Genomic DNA, 21,313 nt, shown 5'->3' with positions numbered 1-21,313 from the left:
GACCGGGACGCCGGCTCAGACGAGCTTGTCGCGCACCGCGCCCATGAGCAGCTGCACGCGGAGCCGGCCGCGCTTGCGCACGATCGCCACCGGGATCCGGGCGATCCCGAACGCGTCGTCGAGCCGGCGCAGGTTCTCGTCGACCACCGACTCCAGCCCGCGCGGCACCATGCCGACCGGACCGCTCACCCGGCGGCCGGTGAACAACCGCACGACGATGGGCGCGTCCACCTTCTCCTGCGCCTGCGTGCGCGGCGAGACGGCGGTCTCCATCTGATCGGCACCCTGCTCGAGCACCGCGATCAGCTCGTCCTGGCACGCGTCGCTGCCCGCGAGCGTCAGCCGGATGCGGCGGTTGCGCGCGAGCAGCCCGTACGTGTAGTCGTTCAGCTTGCCCTCACCGCGGTCGGTGCGATCCAGCGGCGCCTGCGGGTCGTACCCCGTGATGCTCATCAGAATCCCTCGGCGTTGCGCGGGGCGTAGTGCTCCTCCAGGCGGCGCAGCTCGTCTCCGGTCAGCTCGATGTCGACCGCGGCGATCGCATCGTCGAGCTGACCGGGCTTGGTCGCCCCGACGATCGGCGCCGTCACGGCCGACTGGTGCAGCACCCACGCATACGCGATCTGGGCCATCGGCACGCCGCGCTCGCCGGCGATCTCGCCCACCGTCTCCACGACGCGGCGGTCGCTCTCGATCTGCTGCTTGTAGTTGTTCGCGATGACCTTGTCGGTGCGGGAGCGCTCGGTGTCCTCGCCCCACGGCCGGGCCAGCCGGCCGCGCGCGATCGGGCTCCACGGGATGACGCCGACGCCCTGATCGCGGCAGTACGGGTGCATCTCCCGCTCCTCCTCGCGGTACAGCAGGCTGTACTGGTCCTGCATCGAGACGAAGCGGGTCCAGCCGTTCAGGTCGGCGACGTGCTGCGCCTGGGCGAACTGCCACGCCCACATCGACGAGGCGCCGATGTAGCGTGCCTTGCCGGCGCGGACGATGTCGTGGAGAGTCTCCATCGTCTCCTCGATGGGCACCTCCGGGTCCCAGCGATGGATCTGATAGAGGTCGACGTAGTCGGTGCCGAGCCGTCGGAGGCTGTCGTCGATCGCGGTGAGGATCGCCGCGCGGCTGAGCCCGCTCCCCTTCGGTCCGTCGAACATGTGCCCGTGCACCTTGGTCGCGATGACGTACTCGTCGCGCTTCGCGATCTCGCCCATGAGGATGCGGAGGAACTCCTCGCTCGACCCGAGCGAGTACACGTTGGCCGTGTCGAAGGTCGTGATGCCCGCCTCCCACGCCTGCCGGTAGAAGGGCCGGGACTCCTCGAGCCCGAGCGTCCACGCGTGGCCGCCGCGCGAGGCGTCGCCGTAGCTCATGCAGCCGAGGATGATGCGCGAGACCTGAAGTCCGCTGTCGCCGAGGCGGAGGTGATCCATGCCTCCGACTCTAGGGTGCCGGGCGGCTGCGTGATCTGCGCACCCGGCGCAGCAGCGCGGTCGCCGCGATCAGCACCCCGGCGATCCCCGCACCGAGGAGGGTGTCGACGACGCGCTCCCACGCCACCCCGACCGGATCGGCACCGCCCTGCTCGGCGAGGGTGAGCGCCAGTGGGGTGACGAACAGCAGCGCGAGCCCGTAGTTGCGGGTGACCAGCTCCTGCGCCACGAACTGCAGAACCGCGAGCACGCCCGCCAGGAGATAGCCGGCGGGCTGGGCGATCGCGAAGATCGCGAAGGCACCCGCGCCGAGGAGCGTGCCGAGCGCTCGGTGGATGCCGCGCACCGCCGACAGCCGCAGGTGCGGCTCCTTCTGCAGGATCGCCATCGCCGAGAGCACGACCCAGTACGCCCGGTGCTCGCCGAGCGGCAGCACGACGACGAGGGCCATGACGATCGCGATCAGGATGCGGGGCAGGATCGCCCGGTTCGGCTCGTCGAGCCGGAACGCCCGTCGGACCAGCTCGTCCGCCACGACGCGATCCCGCGCCCGGACGCCCGGCACGATCAGGGGCGCGACGACCGCGAGATACCCGGCGAGACAGCCGCAGGCGACGAGCCCGACGATCAGCGGAGGCGGCAACCCCGGGCCGCCGGCCGAGGCGGGCGCTGCGACCCGACCGGCGGTGCCCGCCACGAGCGCGAAGAAGATGCCGCCCGGCGGTCCGACGCTGCGCAGGGCGAGGACGATGCTCGACAGGATCGACGCGACGCCGACGAGCGCGAGCACGGCCAGCGGCTGCGCGGCGACGAGGGCGCCGACCGCCGCTGTCGCCAGCAGGCCGGCGCCGATGAGCGGCAACGCCCAGGCCCGCTCCCGGCGGCTTCGCGCCGTCAGGTAGATGGAGAGCAGGGAGCCCGACGAGGCGACCGGGCCCCAGGCCGGATGCCCGAGCGCCGTGAACGCCGCCACCGGGGCCGCCATGGCGATCGCCGCGGTCAGCGCGATCGGCCAGCGCACGGGACTGTCGCGCAGGGCCAGGAGGTCGCGGGTGCGATCGCGAAGACGCATCCCTGTCAGGATCCGCCCCGATCGGGCCGGCGCGCCAGCCGCCCGGCTATTCCTCGGCGAGGACGATGATCCTGTCGCCGGCGGCGAAGGAGACGCGCGCCGCCTTGGGCGGATTCACGCGCACGCCGTACGCGGCATCTGCGTCGTGCGACTCGGCCGCGATCCGGTATCCGATCGCGGTCTCGTTCACGCGTCGGGCGGCGGCGGCGATCGTGTAGAAGTCGACCTCGGCGCCGGGGGCGATGTACAGCTCCGCCGGGCGGATGTAGACCTCGCTGCCCGCACTGTCGAACAGCACCCGGAACACGTCCGAGAGCCGCTCGTTCTCACTGATCTGCGACAGCATGAGGCTCACGAGCTTCTCGCTCACGATGAAGTCGTCGGCCTTCGTGACCTCCGCGAGTTCGCGGTTGCGGTCGTCGAGCATCTCGCTCACGATGTTCAGCTCGGCGCCGGTCTCGTCGGCGATCTCGCGCAGGTGCAGGAGCGTCACGAGCGTCCGCGCGTCGGCGCGCTGGGCGGGCAGCGTGTCGCGCGCCGCCAGCACGATCACGTGATGATGGGGCCCGATCACGAGGTCGTCGAGCACGCCGCGCTGGGTCGGATCGGCGCGCGTGAAGGTCACGGACATCCCGGGATAGTCGGGCAGCTCCGGCTCGAGCGCGTCCGCCACGATCGTGACCGTCGAGCCGGCCGCGACGTACGAGTGCAGTTCGTCGAGCATGACCCGAAGCCCCGAGTTGATGCCGAGGATGATGGTGTGCTCGGGCTGCGGCTCGTACGGAGTCGGCGATGCGATCGCCGACTCGTCGGCGGGCACCGGATCGCCGCCGAGCCGGATGGTGCTGTCGTCCTCCGCGATGACGACGAGCTGGTGGCCGGCGACGTACACGGTGTCGGGCGCCGGGTTGATGAGCACGGCATCCGGCGTGACGATCCCGATGACCGTGCAGTCGGAGAAGGCGATCTGGGCGTCGAAGTACGTGCGCCCGTGGAGGCTCGGCTGATCCGTGAAGTAGATCTCGTCGCCCTCGAAGTCGAGCAGCTCCGTGTAGACGACGCTCAGCCCACTCTGCCGGCAGCTCTGCACGGTGACGCGACTGATGAGGTCGAGTGCCAGCACCCAGTGCGCCTCGTCGCGGCCGACGAGTCGGCCGGCCTCGAGGTTCGCGCCGTGCGCGAGCTCGCCGACGATGTGGTAGCGCCCGGCCTTGCGGTTCTTGTTGTTGGTGAGCGCGAGGGTCGTCTTGATGACGGTCGCATCGGGATCGTCGTCGCCGTCCGCGCCGAGCACGATGATCGAACGGGCGGCATCCGGATTGCCGAGCTCGAGATCGCGCAGGTTCATCGGATCGCCGGTGCGGCAGACGATGCGGGTCCTGCCCGTCGGGCCGACCTCGGTGCGGATGGCGTCCTCCATCTCGACCTTGTCCATGTCGGCGAGGATGACGATCGCGCTGCGACCGCGCGATTCGTTGGCGATCGAGATCTCGTGGATGAGCGCGAAGACCTTATGGCTCCAGCCCAGGATGAGCGTGTGGTCGGTCTCGAGCACGCGCGAGCGACCCTTGCGCAGCTCGTCGACCTTCGCGTCGAACGCGCCGGAGATGATGCTGATCAGGCTCGCGACGATCACGATGCCGGCGATCGTGATGACGAGCATGAGGCCGCGGTAGCCCCAGCCGTTGTCGCCGGCCAGGGTGCCGGAGTCGATCGCGCGCATGAGCGTCGCCCAGAGCAGGTCGAGGAACCCGTGCGGCTGACCCTCCGGTCGCGCACCGGAACCCAGCGCGAACGTGATGAGGGTGACGAGCACCACGAGGACGGCGGTGACGATCGCGAGCAGCGCGATGAGCGCGCCGGTGCCGCGCGACATCCAGCCGTCGAACCAATAGCGGAATCGCTCGCCGAGGCCGGGCTTGTTCTGGGTCATGGCGGGGCTCGGTTGTCGCTCGCCGGAAAGGGGCGCTCGAACCCTACCGGCGCGCGGACGTCAGACCGCAGCCCCCAGCTCTGGTGTCAGGCGCGACGCGAGCGGCGTCGCGAGAGCGCGAGCAGCACGGCGCCGCCGGCCAGCGCGAACGCCCCGAGTGCCGGAATCGCCGTGCTCACGCCCATGCCGGTCGCTGCGAGCTCGGGCTTCGGAGGCAGTGCCGCGAACCGGAGGATCACGAGACCATCGGCCCCGTCCTGCCCCTCCTCGTCGACGACGCTGCCACCGGAACCGGGATCGGTCGTGCCCGCGGGACCGGCATCGACGCTGCCACCGTTGCCGTATACGGTCGACTCGAATGAGCCCGCCGGGAAGAGCGTGGATGCGCCGATGCCGCTGAGGCCGGCGATCGTCAGCCCCGCGCCGTACGCGCAGTCCGCCTGGGTGTTGGTCGCCGCGGTCTTCGCGCCGCCACCGAGAGAGGTTCGGGTTGGCGTGGCAGAGGCCCGACGCCAGGCCGGACCCGCTGAAGCCCTGCGTCGAGCCCGGATTGGTGTCATCGTTGCCACCGAGGCCGCCGTTCGCCGTCGAGGTCGCTACCTGCGTCGCCTCGCCGTTACCGCCCACCCCGAAGGTCGAACCGGATCCTGCGGTCCCCACGTGGATCGACACCGTCGATCCGGCGACACTGTCGACGTACTGGACGTCTCCGCCACCGCCGGCGTATTCGACGTTGGCAGGGACGTCATCGTCCGAGGTCGCGTGCCCACCGCCGCCACCCGCACCGACCAGCACCGCCGAGAGCTTGCTGACACCGGAGGGGACCGTGAACGTGTGGTCGCCCGCCGTGGTGAAGCGCACCTCGCAGACGTTGTCCGCGACGAGCGTCGCTGCCGGCGCCGTGGTCGGGCAGGTGCCGGCGAACCCGAGAGCGGGGAAGCCGCGCCCGCCACCGCGAGCGCACCTCCCGCGCCGAGGCCCAGGACACCGAGGGTCGCGAATCCGCGGGTGAGTCGAGTCGTCATTGATGGCTCCAGCCGGGCGGGAAAGATTCCGCGCCAGAGTAGCAGTCGTCAGAACTCGATGGTGCGATCCAGCCGGCTCTGCACGTCGGCCGCGATCTGCGCGCGCCGGAGCTTGCCGTTCTCGGTACGCGGCAACGAAGCCACGCGGTGGCAGATGCGCGGCGTGGCGTCACCGAGCTCGCGGCGCAGGGCGGCGACGAGTCGCTGCGAATCGACCCCGTCGTCCGTGACGACGGACAAGCCGACGGCGGCGACGCCGCGGGCATCGGATACCGCGAACGCGGCAGCGTCACGCACACCGGGCTGCCGCAGCGCCGCCTGCTCCACCCGCTCCGGATCGACCTTGAGCCCGGCCGCATTGATCAGCTCGGATCGCCGCGCGCCGAGGATGAGCCGCCCGTCGACGAGGCGGCCCAGGTCGCCCGGCACGAACCAGCCGTCCTGGAACGCAGCGTCGTCGTCGGCCCCGCCGCGGAACGACGCCTGCGCCTGCAGGGGACGTCGGATGCGCACGAGACCGGTCTCGCCATCGGGCACCGGACGCCCGTCGTCGTCGAGCACCTCGACGGTGGCGTAGTCGAGGACCGTTCCGACGTCACCGGGCTCCCGCGCCGGGCCGCGGCGCAGCGTGACCGCCCCCACCTCGGTCGCGCCGTAGATCACCTCGACCACGACGCCGAGCTCGCGCTCGAGGCGCTGCGCGAGCGCGCCCGGCAGCGGGCTGCCCACGGATTGCGCCGTCTCCAGCGCGGGCAGGGTCGCCTGCCGGCGACGAACGGTCGTGAGCAGCTCCGAGAGCTGCGCGGGCGACCCGTGCACGACGTGCGCACGCACGTCGGCCAGCACCCGCAGGTTCTGGTCGGCCGAACCCGGCACCAGATACGCGATCCCGTCGTCGACGGCCGCGAAGAAGGTCGCCGATCCGCTGATCGTCCCCAGCCCGAGAGTCGTGAGCGCCGGATGCCGCAGCAGCCAGTTCTCCCGCGAGCGCACCACGCGCTCCCGGATCTCGTCGCTCGTGAACGGGATCGCCTTGGGCGCGCCCGTCGTGCCGCTCGAGAACACCAGGCGCACGAGATCGTCGCCCGTCCGAAGAACCGGCTCGAAGGCGGCGGGGTCGAGCTCGGCGGTGCCGGTGAGCCAGCGGTCGTCGACGAGCAGCTGACGCTCGACGGGCAGATCGGCGGCCGGCACGGGCGTCACCAGGATGTCGAGCACGCGCCCGCGCTCCAGTCCGGGAACGGGCGCGACTGCTCCGATCGCGCCGAGCCCCCAGAGCGCGAGGGCGAGCACCGGCTGCAGCAGCGGCGGGAGCGCCACCCCCACCACCGTGCCCGGTCCGACGCCCTGCTCCCGCAGTCGCAGCGCGATCCGAGCGACCGAGTCCCAGGCCTCCTCCGCGGTGAGACGTGCGTCGGCGGCGATCAGCGCCGCGCCGTCCGGGTCCGCGGCGGCGCGGGACCGGAGCGAGCCGACGGGGTCGAGGGGGATCACGCCCCGATTCTGCCGCGTGTCAGAGGTGCGCGGCGAGGAACGCCGTCGCCTTCTGCCACGCGTCGGCCGCATCGGCGGCGTTGAAGGCGTGCGGGTTGGTGTCGTTGAAGAACGCGTGGCCGGCATCCGGGTACACCGTCGCCGTGAAGTCCTTGCCGGCATCCGCGAACGCCGACCGCACCCCGGGCAGCGCTGCGATCAGCCGCTCGTCCTGCTGGCCGTAGAAGGCATGCACGGGGCAGCCGACCTTCGCGATGTCGCCGGCGGCCGGGGCGGTGCCGTAGAACGGCACGGCCGCCCTCACCCGCGGGTCGGCCGCAGCCAGCGCGAACGCGTAGGTGCCGCCGAAGCAGAACCCGAGCACGGCGATCCGGCCGTCGACGCCCGGCTCTGCCTCGAGCGCGTCGACGAGCTTCGTCAGCTTGGCGACGGCGCCTGCGGCGAACGCCGAGTCCTGCATGCCGGAGAACAGCTCGCGCAACTGCGGCTGCACCGCGGTGCGGCGCGCCTCATCCGGGTCGTTGCGCGCCTCCATCAGCTCCTGCCCATTGGCCGAGCCGAGAACGTCGCCCAGCAGCTCCGGTGCGAGCACGAGATAGCCCTCGCCGGCGAACCGATCGGCCACCGCCCGGATGTGGGGCACCAGGCCCCAGATCTCCTCGATGAGGATCAGACCGCCCGTGAGCGGTCCGACGGCCTCGGCGCGGTACACGTCCACGCCCCCGATGTCGACCATGCGTCCCATGGGGCGCACGCTACCGCACGTCGTTGACGAGTCACCCGACCGTGGTCGGGCACGACCGCGCGGCGGTCAGGCCTGGCTGATCCGCACGTGGTTGCCCGACGGGTCGCGGAAGGCGCAGTCGCGCGGACCCCACGGCTGGTCGGACGGCTCCTGCATGACCTCGGCGCCGGTCTGGCGCACCTTCTCGAAGGTCGAGTCGAGATCGTCGGTGCGGAAGATGATCGGGCCGAGGAGGGTGCCCTTCGCGAGCAGCTCCCCGACGAGGTCGCCGTCCGCCTTCGAGCGGCCCGCGTGCGGATCGCTCAGCACCAGGGCGACGTCGGGCTGTTCGGGGCTCCCGAGCGTGAGCCAGCGGTGCTCGCCGGCGGGGACGTCGTTCAGCACCTCGAGGCCGAGACCGTCCCGGTAGAAGGGAAGGGCCGCGTCGACGTCGTGGACGGTGATGTTGATGTACTGGACTGCGATGCTCATGCCGCCACGCTAGGTGCGCGACGTGGCGGCGGCTTCTTCGATCCTGCTCGACTGCCCCCTCGACGCGTCGCGCAGTTCGGCCCGCACATACGGCGGCCGACCCAGGATGCGGGCGAAGCACTCCGGCATCGCCTCGATCGCGGCGTGCTCGCGCGCGCGGTACGCGCTCGGGGTCTCGCCCACGATCTCGCTGAACTTCGAGCTGAACGAGCCGAGGGATGTCGCCCCGACCGCCATGCAGGCGTCGGTCACGCTCATCCCGCCCCGCAGCAGTGCCATCGCGCGCTCGATGCGTCGTGTCATGAGATAGCCGTACGGCGTCTCGCCGTAGGCCGCCCGGAACTGCCGGGAGAAGTGGGCGGGCGACATGAACGCGGTCGCGGCCATGGCGGCGACGTCGAGTGGACGGGCGTACTCGCGGTCCATGAGGTCGCGGGCGCGGCGCAGCGCGGTCAGCTGCGCGAGCCGCTCGGGGGTCACGACCCGAGGGTAGCCGCCTCCTGGGGCGTCTCCCGCTGCGCCGCCCCCTGCCCCGGCGGCTCCGCCTCCTCGGCCAGCTCGACCGCCGCGGTCTCCTCGGCCGCGCTCTGGCGACGCCCGCGCAGCGCGTAGCCGGCCACGAACGCCACGAGTCCGACCAGGGTCGCGACCGCGCCGAACACCGGGATGAGCGCCGTGTCGCCCGCCGACAGCGAGGCCGCCCCGGCCAGCGGCGCGATCGCGATCCCGAGGTAGAGCGCCGTGCTGAACCACGAGATCGCGACGGACGCCGTGCGCGAGTCCACCGCGAGCAGGCGGTGCTGCACGGGGATCACCGACCCGAACGCCGAGAGCCCCCACACGACGAACGCGATCACGAGGCCCACGAAGCTGTGCCCGACCAGGGCCACGGCGGCCAGCGCGAGGGTCTCGACGACCATGAACGCGATGCCGATGCGACGGCTGCCGAAGCGGTCGGTGAGCGGTCCGCTGATCGTGTTGCCGACGATCCCGAACACGCCGTAGACGAGCAGCAGCGCGGCGAGCGCCGTCCCGGTGTAACCGGTGACCGCCGAGCTGAAGATGTAGAGCAGGTTGAAGCCGGCGGCGATGAACAGGGTCGTCAGAAGCGGCAGCAGGATGCGGCCGTCACGGAGCACGGCGAAACGCCGGGCGAGCGAGATCGGCGCGCCGAGCGGCACGCGACGCACGCCGAAGGCGAGCAGCGGCATGGTGAGCGCGGCGAGAGCCGCGACGATGAGCATCGCGGCGCGCCAGCCGATCACGGCGGACAGCGCGGTGCCGAGTGGAGCGCCGACCGCGCTGGCGAGGGTGAATCCGATGCCGACGACGGCGATCGCCTGCCCGCGGCGCTCGGGCGACGTGATGGCCGCTGCCGCCGCGGTGGCGGTCGGCACGAGCGCCGCTCCGCCGACAGCGGCGACGACCCGGCCGATCGCGAAGATCGCGTAGTCGGGCGCGATGCCGGCGATGACGACGCCGACGAGGAAGGCGGCGAGCCCCGCGACCATGAGGGTGGTGCGCGAGAGATGCGCGAGAGTGACGGCGGCCGCGGGAGCGAGCACCGCCACGACGAGGGCGTACGCGGTGATCGTGAAGCCGATGTCGGTGGTGCGCACCTGCAGGTCGTGGGCGATCTGCGGCAGGACGCCCGCGATGACGAAGCTGTTGGTGCCCATCAGGAACAAGGCGAAGGCGAGGATCGCCCATCGCATCATGAGCCCCGAGCGGGAGTAGGATTGTTCGACGTTCGTCATACTGTCAACCTAGCGCGATAGTTCGATGTTCGTCAAACTATTTTACCCAGGAGGGCCGACATGGGCGACGACGCCCCTCACCTGCCGCCGGATCCGCCGGCCGCCGAGGACATGCAGCTCACCGACGTGCTGCAGGCGATGGCCGACCCGAACAGGCTGCAGATGCTGACCGTGCTCGGGGACGATCAGTGGCATTCCTGCGGATTGGACAACTGGGGTCTCGACCTGCAGAAGTCGACGGTGTCGCATCATCTCCGGACCCTGCGCGAGGCGGGCCTCGTCGAGTACCGCCTCCGCGGCCGCAACAAGGACGCGCGACTGCGTCGCGACATCGTCGAGTCGCGGTTCCCCGGACTGCTCGACGGGGTGCTGAACAGCGCCTAGCGAGGCGTCGCCGCGAGGTGCTTCGCGAGATCGCCCAGCACCTCGAACGGCACCTCCTTGCGGTACGCGAACTGCAGCACGTCGCCGTCGCGGTACTCCCCAGCTCCCGCTCGAGCGCCGACGGCAGGCCCGCGGTGTCGTGGATGTCGAAGCGCTTCTTGGAGGCCGTCCACTGGATGGCCGGGCGGCCCTCGACCATGACGGTCGGCATCCCGTTCACCATCGTCTCCACGCCGTTCGGCACGGCCTGGCGGATCGTCTCGCGCAGCCGGAGCAGCAGCACCCTGACCTCGGGAGGAAATCCTCCGATGTACTGCTCGACGGTGCTCGCTGCGGCCATGCTCCGAGGGTATCGCGCGCAGCGTCAGCACCGGCGCGCGCTGAGGCCGCCTTCATCGAGCTGACGCGAATGCCCGGTGTGCGGAGCCTGCACAGGGCATTCGCGTCAGATGGATCGGCGTCAGCGCCGTCGCGCGCGCTGAATGCGCACGAGGAGCGGCCAGAGGTAGCTGACGGCGAAGGCGAGCACCCCGAGGAACAGGATGCCGCGGAACAGGTAGCGGAAGATCCCGAAGAAGGGGTCGAACGCGAGGAAGGCGAGCATGACGACGCCGGCGAACATCACCGTGCGCAGGATGCTGATCCGCCGCAGCGGAGGGCGGCGCTCGTCGGTCACCCTCCGAGCGTAGGTGCTCGCGTGCAATCCCTCGCCGAGAACGACGAACGGGCCGCCCTCCCGCAGGAGAACGGCCCGTCGAAGAAGGTCGCGGTATCGATCGACTATCGACGCATCGAATCGGCCGTGGCCGATTCGATCAGACAGCGCTGCCCGACGGTCTTCGCCGCTAGCGGCGAAGACCCAGCCGCTCGATCAGCGAGCGGTAGCGCTCGATGTCGATGTCCTGCAGGTAGCCCAGCAGGCGGCGGCGCTGTCCCACGAGGAGGAGCAGACCACGACGCGAGTGGTGGTCGTGCTTGTGCTCCTTGAGGTGCTCGGTCAGGTCCTTGATGCGCTTGGTGAGCATCGCGACCTGGACCTCCGGGGATCCGGTGTCGCCCGGCGTGGTCGCGTACTCGTCGATGATCGCCTTCTTGGTCTCAGAATCGAGTGCCATAGATGGGATCCCCTTCCTCTCGTTGCGCGGTGCCTGCCCCCGGGTGGGGCGGCTCTCTCATTCCGCGGCCGTCGTGACGGCAACCTTGCGAGAATAGCAGAGCACACGAGGGTGCCGCGTGGCCCGACCCGGCCTCAGCGCAGCGCGAAGTTGTCGCGGAACACTCCCTGCGGGTCCCACTCGCCCTTGAGGGTCCGCAGCCGCGCGAGCGTCGCCGCCGGCCAGGCGCGCTCGATGCGCGCGACATCGCGGCTCGTCTCGAACGAGATGTACATGCCGTCGTAGAGGGGCAGCAGCTCCGCATCCCAGTACTCGTCGAGCCCCCGGCCCGGCGCTCCCAGGGCGACCACCGAGAAGTTGGCGGAGCGGGTCGAGTAGGCCGTCGCGTCCTGCGGTACGTCGGCGACGGCGCCGCCCACCGACCGCAGCTGGAAGAAGTAGCTGAGGCCGCGATCCAGCAGCTCGGTCGCGCGCTGCGCCCAGTCGGCGCTCAGGTGCTCGATGAGGCCGGAGCGAGCGTGCGGTTCACCCTGCCCCTGGTGCGGCGCCGGCGAGACATTCTGCGACATCACCGAGGCGTACGGTGCGATCTGCACTGACTGCTGAACGAGCGGTCCCAGCTCGGCGAAAGGTCGGAGCCGGGCCACGACGGTGTCGGGGTCGTCGCTGTGCACGACCCCGAAGACCTGGACGATCCGCTGCTCGCTGCCGGACCGCCCGCCGGTCAGCAACGACAGCGTCGTGTCGCGCGGCGCCGCCTCCATGAGGCGACCGAAGGTCTCGAGCACGCCCGCCGGTCCCCCGGGCGCCGCCGATGCGTCGAAGGCCAGCTGCGCCCAGCCCACGTCGCCGCCCTCGTGGGCCTCGAACTCGAACGACGTCGCGATCCCGAAGTTGGCGCCCGCTCCGCGCATCGCCCAGAAGAGATCGGGATTCTCGTCCTCAGACGCACCGAGCAGACGCCCGTCGGCGGTCACGAGCTCCACGCGCCGCAGGCGGTCGATCGTGAGCCCGTGCTCTCGTGCGAACCAGCCGATCCCTCCCGCGGTGGCGAGACCCCCACCCCGACCCCGCCGTAGTCGCCGCTCGTGAGCGCCCAGCCGTGCGGCTCGAGGGCGGCCGCGACATCCATCCAGCGCGCACCGGCACCGACGCGCACGCGCCGCGTCGCCTCGTCGAGCACCTCGATCGCGTTGAGCGCCGAGACGTCGATCACGATGCCCCCGTCATTGGTCGAGCGGCCGCTGATGCCATGCCCGCCGCTGCGCAGGCTCAGCGGTCCCGCCTGGGCTCGCGCGAAGCCGAGCGCCTCGGCGGCCTGCTCCGCGTCGCGCACGGGCAGCACGAGACCCGGACTGCCGCCGCGCAGGTAGGTGTTGCGCACGGTGGCGTAGCGGACGTCGCCCGGTTCGATCGCGGCCTCGGCGAGCGATGCCGGCACCGCGTCGTAGTCGATGCCCGAGCGACGCCGCGCGAGCGCCGCCGCCGGGCGGACGCGGCCGGTGCTCGTGCCGGCGCCGGCACGAGCCTCCTCCACGGCGTCGCGCAGCAGCGGGATCACATCGAGCGCGAAGTTCTGGATCGTCGACGGGTCGTCGCTCGCGAGGATGAACGTCGAGACGCCGTCCTCCACGACCAGCGGGAGCAGGTCGTGGACCCATGACGAAGGCGGGCCCTGCAGTGTGTCACGGCGCTCGGGAAGGAAGGAGCCGCCGATATTGAGCAGGCGCCGCACCTCCCGCGGGTCGCGCCCTGCACCCGCTGCGGCGGCGTCGATGATCTCGTTGCCGCGCGCCAGGTCGCCGGGCTGCAGGTAGAGGTACGTCGGCAGCCAGCCGTCCGCCTTGCGCCCGATGAGGCGCTGCATCCGTGGCTTCATCGCGCCGAGCCAGATCGGGATGTCATGGGCGGGTGCCGGCCCGCGCTTGGCGCCGTCCACGTGGTGGTACTCCCCGCGATGCGCAGCGGTCTGCGCTCGGAGACGTCCCAGATGCCGCGGATGATGTCGATCGCCTCGTCGAGTGCCGACACGGCCTCGCCCGCGGTGCGCAGCGGCATACCCATGGCGGCGACGGCGTCGGAGAAGCCCCCGCGCCGAGGCCGAGCTCGAAGCGGCCATGGCTCAACAGGTCGAGACTCGCCGCGCTCCGTGCGAGCATGGCGGGCTGGCGCATCTGCCCGTTGAGGACGTTGCCCGACACGTGGATCGTCTCGGTCTCGGCCAGGACCCAGCTGATGAGCGTCCAGGTGTCGAGGAACGCGGGCTGGTAGGGGTGGTCCTGGAACGTCGCGAGGTCGTAGCCGAGGCTCTCGCTCAGCTGCGCGAGGGCGACCGGCTGCTCGGGCGCGGCGTTGGTGGGGGTCAGGAAGGTTCCGAAGCGCAGAGGGTGACCGTAGTCGGGCATGCCTTCAGCGTCGACCCGACCCACCGCCGGGTCAAACGGAGCGTTAGCCGCTTACCTCATGTAAGCGAGGACGCTCCGCGTCGGTCTCGTCGATGCCCCATCGCACGATCGGCTGCAAGACCCGCATGAGCGACCGACCGCGCTCGGTCAGGCGGTACCGCACCTGCACGGGCGTGGTCGGCACGATCGTGCGCACGATGAGGCCCTCGCGCTGCAGCTCGGTCAGGCGCTGGGCCAGGAGACGGTCGGAAATGCCCGTCACCATCGCACGGTATTCGCTGAACCGCGTCGCCCCCCGCGCCCCGGCCAGCAGGATCGCCGAATTCCATCGACGGCCCACGACCTCGAGATGCGCCTGGAAGGCACGGCAGAGCGCGTCGTCGATCTGTTCGAAACCGGGATCGGGCGCGGCATCCGCCGGGAGAGAAGTCACTTACGCATCGTAAGGCGCGTCGCACTCGGACGCCCGATGCCCCTCGACCCCGACCGATGGGTCGCCCCTCAGGCGAGCCGGACCTCTCCGGTCCGCGGCCGCGACGCCCGCCGGCGGCGCAGAGCAGCCGGCAGGGTGATGACGAGCGCGAGGAGCACCCCGAGCGCCGTGCCGAGCGAGTTGGCCACGAGATCCCGGATGTCGCTGACCCGCCCCGGGAGGAACAGCTGGGCCGCCTCGATCGCGACGCTCAGCACGAAGCCGGTCAGGATCGCGGCCCACCAGCCCCGGCGCCCCATCAGCAGCAGGAGCAGCACCCCCACGGGCAGGAACATCGCCACGTTCGCGCTGAACTCGATGAGCGCGTAGGTGATCCACGACAGCGACGGGTGCTCGCGCACGAACCCGAGCAGCTGCCAGACCCCCGCGGCGCGCACCAGGCCGGTCGGCTGCGGTCCGAGGGTGACCCAGCCGACGACCGCGAGGTAGAGCGCGGTCGCGGTCGTGAGGAGGGGATGCTGGCGGATCACGGCATCCACTCTTCACGGCGCACCTTATCGGCCGCGTATCGAACGCCCCACTCCGGCTGGGAAGCATCTCGGAGCCATCCTCGACACGGGCGGCGACCCGCCACTGTCGCAGCGGAGGATCCCCATGACGACAGCCGCCCGCCCCCACCACCGTCTGCGCCGCGACGTCGGTGGGCTCGGCCTGCTGTTCGCCTCGGTGGGCTGGATCATCGGATCGGGCTGGCTGTTCGGCGCCTACACGGCATCCACGATCGCCGGACCCGCCGCCGTCTTCTCGTGGCTGATCGCGGCGGTCATGATCATGCTGCTCGGGCTCACCTACGCCGAGCTCGGGCCGATGTTCCCGATCTCGGGCGGTGTCATCCGGTTCCCCGACATGGTGTGGGGGCAGTTCACGAGCTACTCGCTCGGCTTCATCACCTGGATCGGCACGGTCACCGTGCCCGCCGTGGAGACCGAGGGGGCGCTCACCTATGCCACCCGCTTCCTGCCCTTCACCGTGCAGGCCAAGGGCGGCGGCACCGCCGAGCACGTGCTGACGCCGCTCGGGTACGTCACGGCGGTCGTGCGGCTGGCCGTCTTCGTCGTGCTCAACTACTTCGGCGTCAAGCTGTTCGCGCGGGTGAACAACGTGCTCGTGTGGTGGAAGCTCGCGATCATCGCGCTCATCATCGTCGTCTTCCTCATCACGGCGCTCGGCACCACCAGCATGGGCAGCCCGGCGAACTTCACGAGCCACGGATTCGCGCCCGAGGGGTCGGGGGCGTCTTCGTCGCGATCTCGACCGCGGGCATCGTCTTCTCCTACGGCGGGTTCCGGCAGAGCATCGAGCTGGCCGGCGAGTCGCGCAACCCGAAGCGCAACGTGCCGCTCGCGGTCATCGGCTCGATCACCATCACGGCCGTCATCTACGCCCTCCTGCAGCTCGCGTTCACGCTCGGCGTGCCCCAGCACCTGCTCGGCCACGGCGGCTGGGAGAAGCTCACCTTCGCCAACGACGCCGGACCGCTCGCCGCCATCGCCACGATCGCCGGGCTCGGCTGGCTCGCGTTCCTCCTCTACCTGGATGCGGTGGTTTCCCCGCTCGACACGGCGCTCATCACGACGGCGGCCACCGCGCGCGTGTCGTACGCCCTCGCCCGCAACCGGAACGCCCCCGAGGTGCTCGCGCGCACCAACCGCCACGGGGTGCCGTGGGTGGGTCTCGTCGTCACCTTCGTCGGCGGCCTCGTGCTGCTGCTGCCGTTCCCGAGCTGGCAGCAGCTCGCGGGCTTCATCACGAGCTCCACCGTGATCTCGTTCGGGGTCGGCCCGCTCGCCGTCGGGGCGCTGCGGCGGGCCGAGCCGAAGCGCGAGCGGCCGTTCCGGCTGCCGTTGGGCGACGTCATCCCGGTGCTCGCCTTCTACGCGGCGAACATGATCGTGTACTGGGCCGGCTGGGAGACCAACTCGAAGCTGTTCGTCATCGTGCTCATCGGGCACGTGCTGCTCGTCGTGCTGCGGATCGTCGGACGCGTCCGCGGCACGAATCAGCACCTCGACCTCCGGGTGGGTGCTGTCTGGCTGCTGCCGTGGCTGGCCGCGATGGCGCTCATCAGCCGGCTGTGTGATCCGACCACCCATCCGGAGCTGTTCGGCTGGGTCTTCCTGATCAACATCGCCGTGACGGTGGGGATCTACTTCCTCGCGATGCGCTTCCGGCTGCCGAAGGAGAGCATCGACGAGCACATCGCCGTCGCCGTGAAGGAGGCCGGCGACACCGACGCTGCCTGAGCCCCTGCTGGCAGTCCGGTGCGACGCTCCCCCACGGGAGCAACGTCGAGAGCGAGACCGGAGGGGAACTCGACGATGACGACCGCACACCACCGCCCGACGTACGACGTGACCGGCACCGGGGGCGGCCCCAAGCTCAAACGGGACATCGGCGCTCTCGGGCTGCTGTTCGCCTCCATCGGCTGGATCATCGGGTCGGGCTGGCTGTTCGGCGCGTTCAACGCGTCGAAGATCGCGGGGCCGGCCGCGATCTTCTCCTGGCTGATCGGCGGGGTGCTGATCCTGCTGCTCGCGCTCACGTACGCCGAGCTCGGGCCGATGTTCCCGGTGTCGGGGGCGTCATCCGGTACCCGCATCTCGTCTGGGGCTCGTTCACGAGCTTCTCGCTGGGCTTCGTGACGTGGGTCGCGACCGTGACGGTGCCGGCGATCGAGACGGAGGGCGCGCTCACCTACGCGACCAGGTTCCTGCCGTTCACGACCGCGGCGACGGCCGGCGGCGAGGTGCAGCACGTGCTCACGCCGCTCGGCTACGCGACCGCCGTGGTGCTGCTCGCGGTGTTCGTGCTGCTGAACTACTTCGGCGTCAAGCTCTTCGCGCAGATCAACAACGTGCTCGTCTGGTGGAAGCTCGCGATCATCGTGCTGGTCATCGTCGTCTTCCTGATCACCGCGCTCGGCACGACGCAGATGGGCAGCCCCGCGAACTTCACGAGCCACGGGTTCGCGCCCGGCGGCGTCCCGGGCGTCTTCGTCGCGATCTCGACCGCGGGCATCGTGTTCTCGTTCGTCGGGTTCCGGCAGGGCATCGAACTCGCGGGCGAGACGCGCAACCCGAAGCGCAACATCCCGATCGCGGTGATCGGCTCGGTCGGCATCACGGCGATCATCTACGCGGCGCTGCAGGTCGCGTTCACGCTGGGGGTGCCCGAGAAGCTGCTCGGCCACGGCGGCTGGGAGAAGCTGAGCTTCACCAACGACGCCGGCCCGCTCGCCGCCATCGCGACGATCGCCGGCCTCGGCTGGCTGGCCTTCCTGCTCTATGTGGATGCCGTCATCTCCCCCGCCGACACCGGCCTGATCACGACCGCGGTCTCCTCGCGCGTGAGCTACGCCCTGGCCCGCAACGGCAACGCGCCCGCGTTCCTGGCCCGGCGGAACCGGCACGGCGTTCCCTGGATCGGGCTCCTCGTGACGTTCGTCGCGGGGCTGATCGTGCTGCTGCCGTTCCCCAGCTGGCAGCAGCTCGTCGGCTTCATCACGAGCGCCACCGTGATCTCGTTCGGGGTGGGCCCGCTCGCGGTGGGCGCGCTGCGGCGCGTGGAGCCGCAGCGCGAGCGGCCGTTCCGGCTGCCGGGCAAGGACGTCATCCCGCTCCTCGGCTTCTACGCCGCGAACATGATCGTGTACTGGGCGGGCTGGCAGACCAACCAGAAACTGTTCGCGACGATCCTCCTGGGGTACCTGATCCTGCTGATCTGGCAGCTCGTCGGCCGGGCGCGCGGCTCCCGCCCGACGCTCGACTTCCGGTCCGGTGCCGTGTGGCTGCTGCCCTGGTTCGCGGCGATGGCGCTCATCAGCTGGCTGTGCGATCCGGAGGCGCATCCGGAGCTGTTCGGCTGGGTCTTCCTGATCAACGCCGTCGTGACCGTCGTCATCTACGTGCTCGCGCTACGGTTCCGGATGCCGAGGGCGCGCACCGACGAGCTGATCGCCGAAGCGGAGGAGGAGGGTGCGGAGGAGGCCACTTCCTCGCCCACGAGCTAGGCCGAGTGGACTAGAAAAAGATCGTCGGCATCCTGTCGATTCCGCGTCGGCGGTGCGTCATCCCTGCGAGAGGCGGGAGGATCCCGCCGACGACCGAAAGGAAACGCACATGGAGTACATGCTCATCCTCGCCGCCGACGCCGAGGCGAACGCCAAGATGTCGGTGCCGGGTCAGCCCGGGTTCGAGGAGCAGATCGCCGGCTGGGTCGCCTTCAACAAGAGCCTCATCGCCGACGGCAGCTTCATCGCCGGCGGGCGCCTGCAGGGAGTCGAGACGGCGACGACCGTCACCTTCTCGGACGGCGCGACCTCGCTCACCGACGGTCCGTTCGCGGAGACGAAGGAGCTGTTCGGCGGGTACTACGTGATCCGCGCAGACGACCTCGACGCGGCGCTGGCCGTCGCGAAGCGGGTGCCGTTCGTCGACGGCGTCGTCGAGGTGCGGCCGCTGCTCGCGCGCACGGCGGACGACGGCGCGATCAGCCCGTCCGTCTGACGCGTGGCGACGTCGGACGCCGGCATCCGGCTGCGGGTCAGCCGCCTCGCTCGTGAGGAGGGCGGTCGCGTCATCGCCCTCCTCGCGGCGCGGTTCGGCGACCTCGATCTCGCCGACGAGAGCGTGCAGGACGCGCTCGTGCGGGCGATCGAGACCTGGGAGGACGACGGCGCCCCCGACAATCCCGCCGCCTGGTTGTACCGGGTCGCGCACAACATCGCCGTCGACCGGCTGCGTCGCGCCGCGAGCGCCGCGCGGCGGCTCGAGCGAGCGGCGCCCGACCTGCTGCGCGAGCCCGATGTTCCGGAGGAGGTGCCGATCGTGGAGCAGACCCCCGTCGGCGACGAGCAGCTGCGGCTGATGCTGCTGTGCTGCCATCCGGCCCTCGACCGCGACACGCAGATCGCGCTCACGTTGCGACTCGTGGGCGGCCTCACGACCGACGAGATCGCCGCCGCCTTCCTCGTGCCCGAGGCGACGCTCGCCCAGCGCATCGTGCGGGCCAAGCGCAAGATCCGCGACGCGCGCATCCCGCTCACGATCCCCGCCGATCTCGGAGAACGCGTCGGTGTGCTGCTGGCCGTGCTGTACCTCATCTTCAACGAGGGCTACCTCGCGCGCGGGTCCGCGGGCTCCGCGGGAGACGCCGTGCGCCTCGACCTCGCCGACGAGGCGATCCGCCTGACCGCCACGGCGGCCGACCTGCTGGGGGCGACCCGGAGGCCGGCGGACTGCTCGCGCTGGAGCTCTACCATCGGGCTCGGATGGACACCCGGCTCGACGCATCCGGCGAGCTCGTGCTGCTCGAGCAGCAGGACCGCACCCGGTGGGACCTCGCGACCGTCGCCCGCGCCGACCGAGCGCTGGAACAGGCCCTCGAGGGTGCGGAGCCGCCGGGGCCGTATCGGCTGCAGGCGCTCATCGCGGCCGCGCACGCCCACGCGCGCACCGCCGACGAGACCGATTGGCCGCAGATCGTGCGGCTGTACGAACTGCTCCTGCGGCGCTCACCGACCCCCGTCGTCGCGCTCAACCGCGCCGTCGCGATCGCGATGGCCGACGGACCACGCGCGGGTCTCGCGGCGCTCGACGAGGTCCAGGGCCTCGACGCCTACCACCTGCGACACGCGACCGAGGGCGAGCTGCTGCTGCGTGCGGGTGAGCCCGCCGCGGCCCTCGCGGCACTCGAACGCGCGCTGCCGCTCACCGTGAACGCGGCCGAGCGCCGTCATCTCGAGCGACGGATCGCCGAGGCCCGCGCGCGGGCAGGAACGGCCCAGCCCGGTACGGCACACTGAGCGCATGCTCGCCGCCCGCCTGCTCGACGTGCTGCTGATCCTGGTCCTGCTGGTGTACCTCGGCGAGGGCGTGCGCAACGGCTTCGCCCGCAGCGTCAGCGCGATCCTGGGGGTCATCGCGGGCGGCGCGATCGCCTTCTTCCTCATCCCCCTGCTCGCCGGCATCGTGCCCGATCCGTTCTGGCGCACCTTCCTCGTCGTCGCCAGTTCGGCCGCCCTGCTCCTGGGCGGGCATGCCCTCGGCGCCGCCGTCGGGCGGTCGCTGCGCGGGCGCCGGAACCACCTGAATCCACTCGACCGCTTCTTCGGCGGCCTCGCGAACTTCGTGGTCGCCGCGCTCGTCGTCGGGATGATCGCGGGCGGGATCGGCGCGCTCGGCATCCCGCTGCTGTCCCGCGCCGTCGCGAACTCGTATGTGCTCAGGGGGATCTCGGCGGTCACACCGGACCCGGTGGAGGCCGCGCTCGCGCAACTGCGCTCGACCGTGCTCTCCGAGGGCCTGCCGAGCCTGCCCGACCCCGGCGGCGTCACGGCTCCCCCGACGGCTCCGACCGGGCCGACCGACACCACGGCGCTGCAGCGCGCGGCGCAGTCGGTCGTGCGGATCAGCGGCACCGCCTACGCGTGCGGGCAGAACCAGTCCGGATCCGGCTTCGTCGTCTCGACCGGCAGGGTCGTGACGAACGCCCACGTCGTCGCCGGCGTGACCCAGCCCGTCGTCGAGGCGCCGAACGGGCAGGCCATCGAGGCGAGCGTCGTGTACTTCGACCCGCACCACGACCTGGCGGTGCTCGCCGTCCGCGGGCTCGACGTCGCGCCGATCGCGATGGGCGATGTGCTCGGCACCGGCGACCACGCGGTCGTCGACGGCTACCCGTACGGCGGACCCTTCACGACCGGCCCCGCGCGCGTGCTGGCCGTCACGCGCTCGAGCATCGACGACGTCGGCGACGACGGCCAGACGGTGCGCGAGATCTACTCGCTTTCGGCCGACGTGAAGCCCGGCAACTCGGGCGGCCCGTTGCTGGCCGTCGACGGCCGGATCGCCGGGATCGTGTTCGCGCGCAGCTCCGACCAGGCGAACCTCGGCTACGCCATGACCGACGATGAGCTCGCCCCGGTGGTGCAGCGTGCGCCGGCGCTGAGCTCGTCCGTCTCCTCGGGCGCCTGCACGAGGGGATGACCG

At 71.2% G+C, this 21,313-nt stretch carries 25 protein-coding genes and 2 pseudogenes; 10 read left to right on the top strand and 17 right to left on the bottom strand.

The features are described from left to right. Positions 1 to 15 precede the first annotated feature (15 nt). The 10 genes from QQK35_RS17315 to QQK35_RS17270 all read right to left on the bottom strand — a co-directional run bounded on the left by QQK35_RS17315 (position 16) and on the right by QQK35_RS17270 (position 9,885). On the bottom strand, positions 16 to 453 hold the full coding sequence (locus tag QQK35_RS17315; RefSeq protein ID WP_284255262.1) for a hypothetical protein: 438 nt from the start codon (positions 451 to 453) through the stop codon (positions 16 to 18). Continuing rightward, entirely contained in the window at positions 453 to 1,430 is a 978-nt protein-coding gene (locus QQK35_RS17310) for an aldo/keto reductase (protein WP_284255260.1), read from the bottom strand. The genes QQK35_RS17315 and QQK35_RS17310 overlap by 1 nt, the downstream gene beginning before the upstream one ends. Before the next feature lie 10 nt (positions 1,431 to 1,440). Next, positions 1,441 to 2,502 (bottom strand): FUSC family protein, encoded by a 1,062-nt coding sequence (locus tag QQK35_RS17305; protein ID WP_284255259.1) that lies wholly within the window; start codon positions 2,500 to 2,502, stop codon positions 1,441 to 1,443. A gap of 46 nt (positions 2,503 to 2,548) precedes the next feature. Then, positions 2,549 to 4,435 carry a CASTOR/POLLUX-related putative ion channel gene (locus tag QQK35_RS17300; protein WP_284255258.1) on the bottom strand — a complete coding sequence of 629 codons (1,887 nt, stop codon included), beginning with the start codon at positions 4,433 to 4,435 and terminating at the stop codon, positions 2,549 to 2,551. A gap of 60 nt (positions 4,436 to 4,495) precedes the next feature. Next, entirely contained in the window at positions 4,496 to 5,230 is a 735-nt protein-coding gene (locus tag QQK35_RS17295) for a hypothetical protein (RefSeq protein ID WP_488803440.1), read from the bottom strand. Between the two features lie 278 nt (positions 5,231 to 5,508). After that, complete coding sequence (locus QQK35_RS17290) at positions 5,509 to 6,954, bottom strand: class I adenylate-forming enzyme family protein (protein ID WP_284255256.1); 1,446 nt, start codon at positions 6,952 to 6,954, stop codon at positions 5,509 to 5,511. Between the two features lie 19 nt (positions 6,955 to 6,973). Next, positions 6,974 to 7,699 carry a dienelactone hydrolase family protein gene (locus tag QQK35_RS17285; RefSeq protein WP_284255255.1) on the bottom strand — a complete coding sequence of 242 codons (726 nt, stop codon included), beginning with the start codon at positions 7,697 to 7,699 and terminating at the stop codon, positions 6,974 to 6,976. Positions 7,700 to 7,765: 66 nt separating this feature from the next. Beyond that, positions 7,766 to 8,170, bottom strand: a complete 405-nt coding sequence (locus QQK35_RS17280) for a VOC family protein (RefSeq protein ID WP_284255253.1) — start codon at positions 8,168 to 8,170, stop codon at positions 7,766 to 7,768. A gap of 9 nt (positions 8,171 to 8,179) precedes the next feature. Then, positions 8,180 to 8,596 carry a helix-turn-helix transcriptional regulator gene (locus QQK35_RS17275; RefSeq protein ID WP_425565065.1) on the bottom strand — a complete coding sequence of 139 codons (417 nt, stop codon included), beginning with the start codon at positions 8,594 to 8,596 and terminating at the stop codon, positions 8,180 to 8,182. 50 nt (positions 8,597 to 8,646) lie between these two features. Next, complete coding sequence (locus QQK35_RS17270; protein WP_284255251.1) at positions 8,647 to 9,885, bottom strand: MFS transporter; 1,239 nt, start codon at positions 9,883 to 9,885, stop codon at positions 8,647 to 8,649. Between the two features lie 102 nt (positions 9,886 to 9,987). Here QQK35_RS17270 and QQK35_RS17265 point away from each other — a divergent pair, with 102 nt between their 5' ends. Continuing rightward, on the top strand, positions 9,988 to 10,311 hold the full coding sequence (locus tag QQK35_RS17265) for an ArsR/SmtB family transcription factor (protein WP_284255250.1): 324 nt from the start codon (positions 9,988 to 9,990) through the stop codon (positions 10,309 to 10,311). A 17-nt stretch (positions 10,312 to 10,328) separates the two neighbouring features. Next, the gene (locus tag QQK35_RS17260; protein ID WP_284255249.1) at positions 10,329 to 10,715 is read left to right on the top strand and encodes a hypothetical protein; all 387 of its coding nucleotides are present in this window, start codon (positions 10,329 to 10,331) and stop codon (positions 10,713 to 10,715) included. A 56-nt stretch (positions 10,716 to 10,771) separates the two neighbouring features. On the opposite strand, the gene QQK35_RS17255 is transcribed toward QQK35_RS17260, so the two are convergent. From QQK35_RS17255 to QQK35_RS17235, 7 genes are all read right to left on the bottom strand, one after another. Beyond that, a complete protein-coding gene (locus QQK35_RS17255; RefSeq protein ID WP_284255248.1) occupies positions 10,772 to 10,987 on the bottom strand; it encodes a hypothetical protein in 216 nt (71 codons plus the stop codon). 169 nt (positions 10,988 to 11,156) lie between these two features. Next, positions 11,157 to 11,426 carry a 30S ribosomal protein S15 gene (gene rpsO / locus QQK35_RS17250; RefSeq protein WP_284255247.1) on the bottom strand — a complete coding sequence of 90 codons (270 nt, stop codon included), beginning with the start codon at positions 11,424 to 11,426 and terminating at the stop codon, positions 11,157 to 11,159. Positions 11,427 to 11,560: 134 nt separating this feature from the next. Continuing rightward, positions 11,561 to 12,412, bottom strand: a complete 852-nt coding sequence (locus QQK35_RS20035; protein WP_348534973.1) for an FAD-binding oxidoreductase — start codon at positions 12,410 to 12,412, stop codon at positions 11,561 to 11,563. After that, positions 12,400 to 13,365 carry an LLM class flavin-dependent oxidoreductase gene (locus QQK35_RS20030; RefSeq protein ID WP_348534972.1) on the bottom strand — a complete coding sequence of 322 codons (966 nt, stop codon included), beginning with the start codon at positions 13,363 to 13,365 and terminating at the stop codon, positions 12,400 to 12,402. The genes QQK35_RS20035 and QQK35_RS20030 overlap by 13 nt, the downstream gene beginning before the upstream one ends. Next, the gene (locus QQK35_RS20025) at positions 13,328 to 13,831 is read right to left on the bottom strand and encodes an LLM class flavin-dependent oxidoreductase (protein ID WP_348534971.1); all 504 of its coding nucleotides are present in this window, start codon (positions 13,829 to 13,831) and stop codon (positions 13,328 to 13,330) included. The genes QQK35_RS20030 and QQK35_RS20025 overlap by 38 nt, the downstream gene beginning before the upstream one ends. A 43-nt stretch (positions 13,832 to 13,874) precedes the next feature. Further along, a complete protein-coding gene (locus QQK35_RS17240; RefSeq protein ID WP_284255246.1) occupies positions 13,875 to 14,264 on the bottom strand; it encodes a winged helix-turn-helix transcriptional regulator in 390 nt (129 codons plus the stop codon). Between the two features lie 68 nt (positions 14,265 to 14,332). After that, positions 14,333 to 14,794 carry a VanZ family protein gene (locus QQK35_RS17235; protein ID WP_284255245.1) on the bottom strand — a complete coding sequence of 154 codons (462 nt, stop codon included), beginning with the start codon at positions 14,792 to 14,794 and terminating at the stop codon, positions 14,333 to 14,335. Between the two features lie 124 nt (positions 14,795 to 14,918). Between QQK35_RS17235 and QQK35_RS17230 the strand changes: the two are divergent. From QQK35_RS17230 to QQK35_RS17200, 8 genes and pseudogenes are all read left to right on the top strand, one after another. Beyond that, positions 14,919 to 15,527, top strand: a pseudogene (locus QQK35_RS17230) (APC family permease); the annotation flags it as partial. Continuing rightward, positions 15,434 to 16,567 carry an APC family permease gene (locus QQK35_RS17225; protein ID WP_284255244.1) on the top strand — a complete coding sequence of 378 codons (1,134 nt, stop codon included), beginning with the start codon at positions 15,434 to 15,436 and terminating at the stop codon, positions 16,565 to 16,567. The pseudogene QQK35_RS17230 and the gene QQK35_RS17225, both read left to right, overlap by 94 nt. Positions 16,568 to 16,642: 75 nt before the next feature. Then, positions 16,643 to 16,966, top strand: a complete 324-nt coding sequence (locus tag QQK35_RS17220; protein ID WP_284255243.1) for a hypothetical protein — start codon at positions 16,643 to 16,645, stop codon at positions 16,964 to 16,966. Then, positions 16,909 to 18,333 (top strand): APC family permease, encoded by a 1,425-nt coding sequence (locus QQK35_RS17215; protein ID WP_284255750.1) that lies wholly within the window; start codon positions 16,909 to 16,911, stop codon positions 18,331 to 18,333. Before QQK35_RS17220 ends, QQK35_RS17215 begins: the two co-directional genes overlap by 58 nt. A gap of 109 nt (positions 18,334 to 18,442) precedes the next feature. Continuing rightward, positions 18,443 to 18,829: a YciI family protein gene (locus tag QQK35_RS17210; protein ID WP_284255242.1), complete on the top strand. Its 387-nt coding sequence runs from the start codon at positions 18,443 to 18,445 to the stop codon at positions 18,827 to 18,829. 3 nt (positions 18,830 to 18,832) lie between these two features. Further along, positions 18,833 to 19,291: pseudogene (locus QQK35_RS20020) on the top strand (sigma factor); the annotation flags it as partial. A gap of 302 nt (positions 19,292 to 19,593) precedes the next feature. After that, the gene (locus QQK35_RS20015; RefSeq protein ID WP_348535024.1) at positions 19,594 to 20,127 is read left to right on the top strand and encodes a DUF6596 domain-containing protein; all 534 of its coding nucleotides are present in this window, start codon (positions 19,594 to 19,596) and stop codon (positions 20,125 to 20,127) included. Positions 20,128 to 20,131: 4 nt separating this feature from the next. Beyond that, the gene (locus QQK35_RS17200) at positions 20,132 to 21,310 is read left to right on the top strand and encodes a MarP family serine protease (RefSeq protein WP_284255239.1); all 1,179 of its coding nucleotides are present in this window, start codon (positions 20,132 to 20,134) and stop codon (positions 21,308 to 21,310) included. Positions 21,311 to 21,313: the final 3 nt, after the last annotated feature.

The sequence above is a fragment of the Pseudolysinimonas kribbensis genome (assembly GCF_030161895.1).
In the GTDB taxonomy this organism is placed as follows: Bacteria; Actinomycetota; Actinomycetes; order Actinomycetales; family Microbacteriaceae; genus Pseudolysinimonas; species Pseudolysinimonas kribbensis.
The sequence above is the reverse complement of the archived record's forward strand: the minus strand, read 5'-3'. Positions and strand labels throughout refer to the sequence as shown.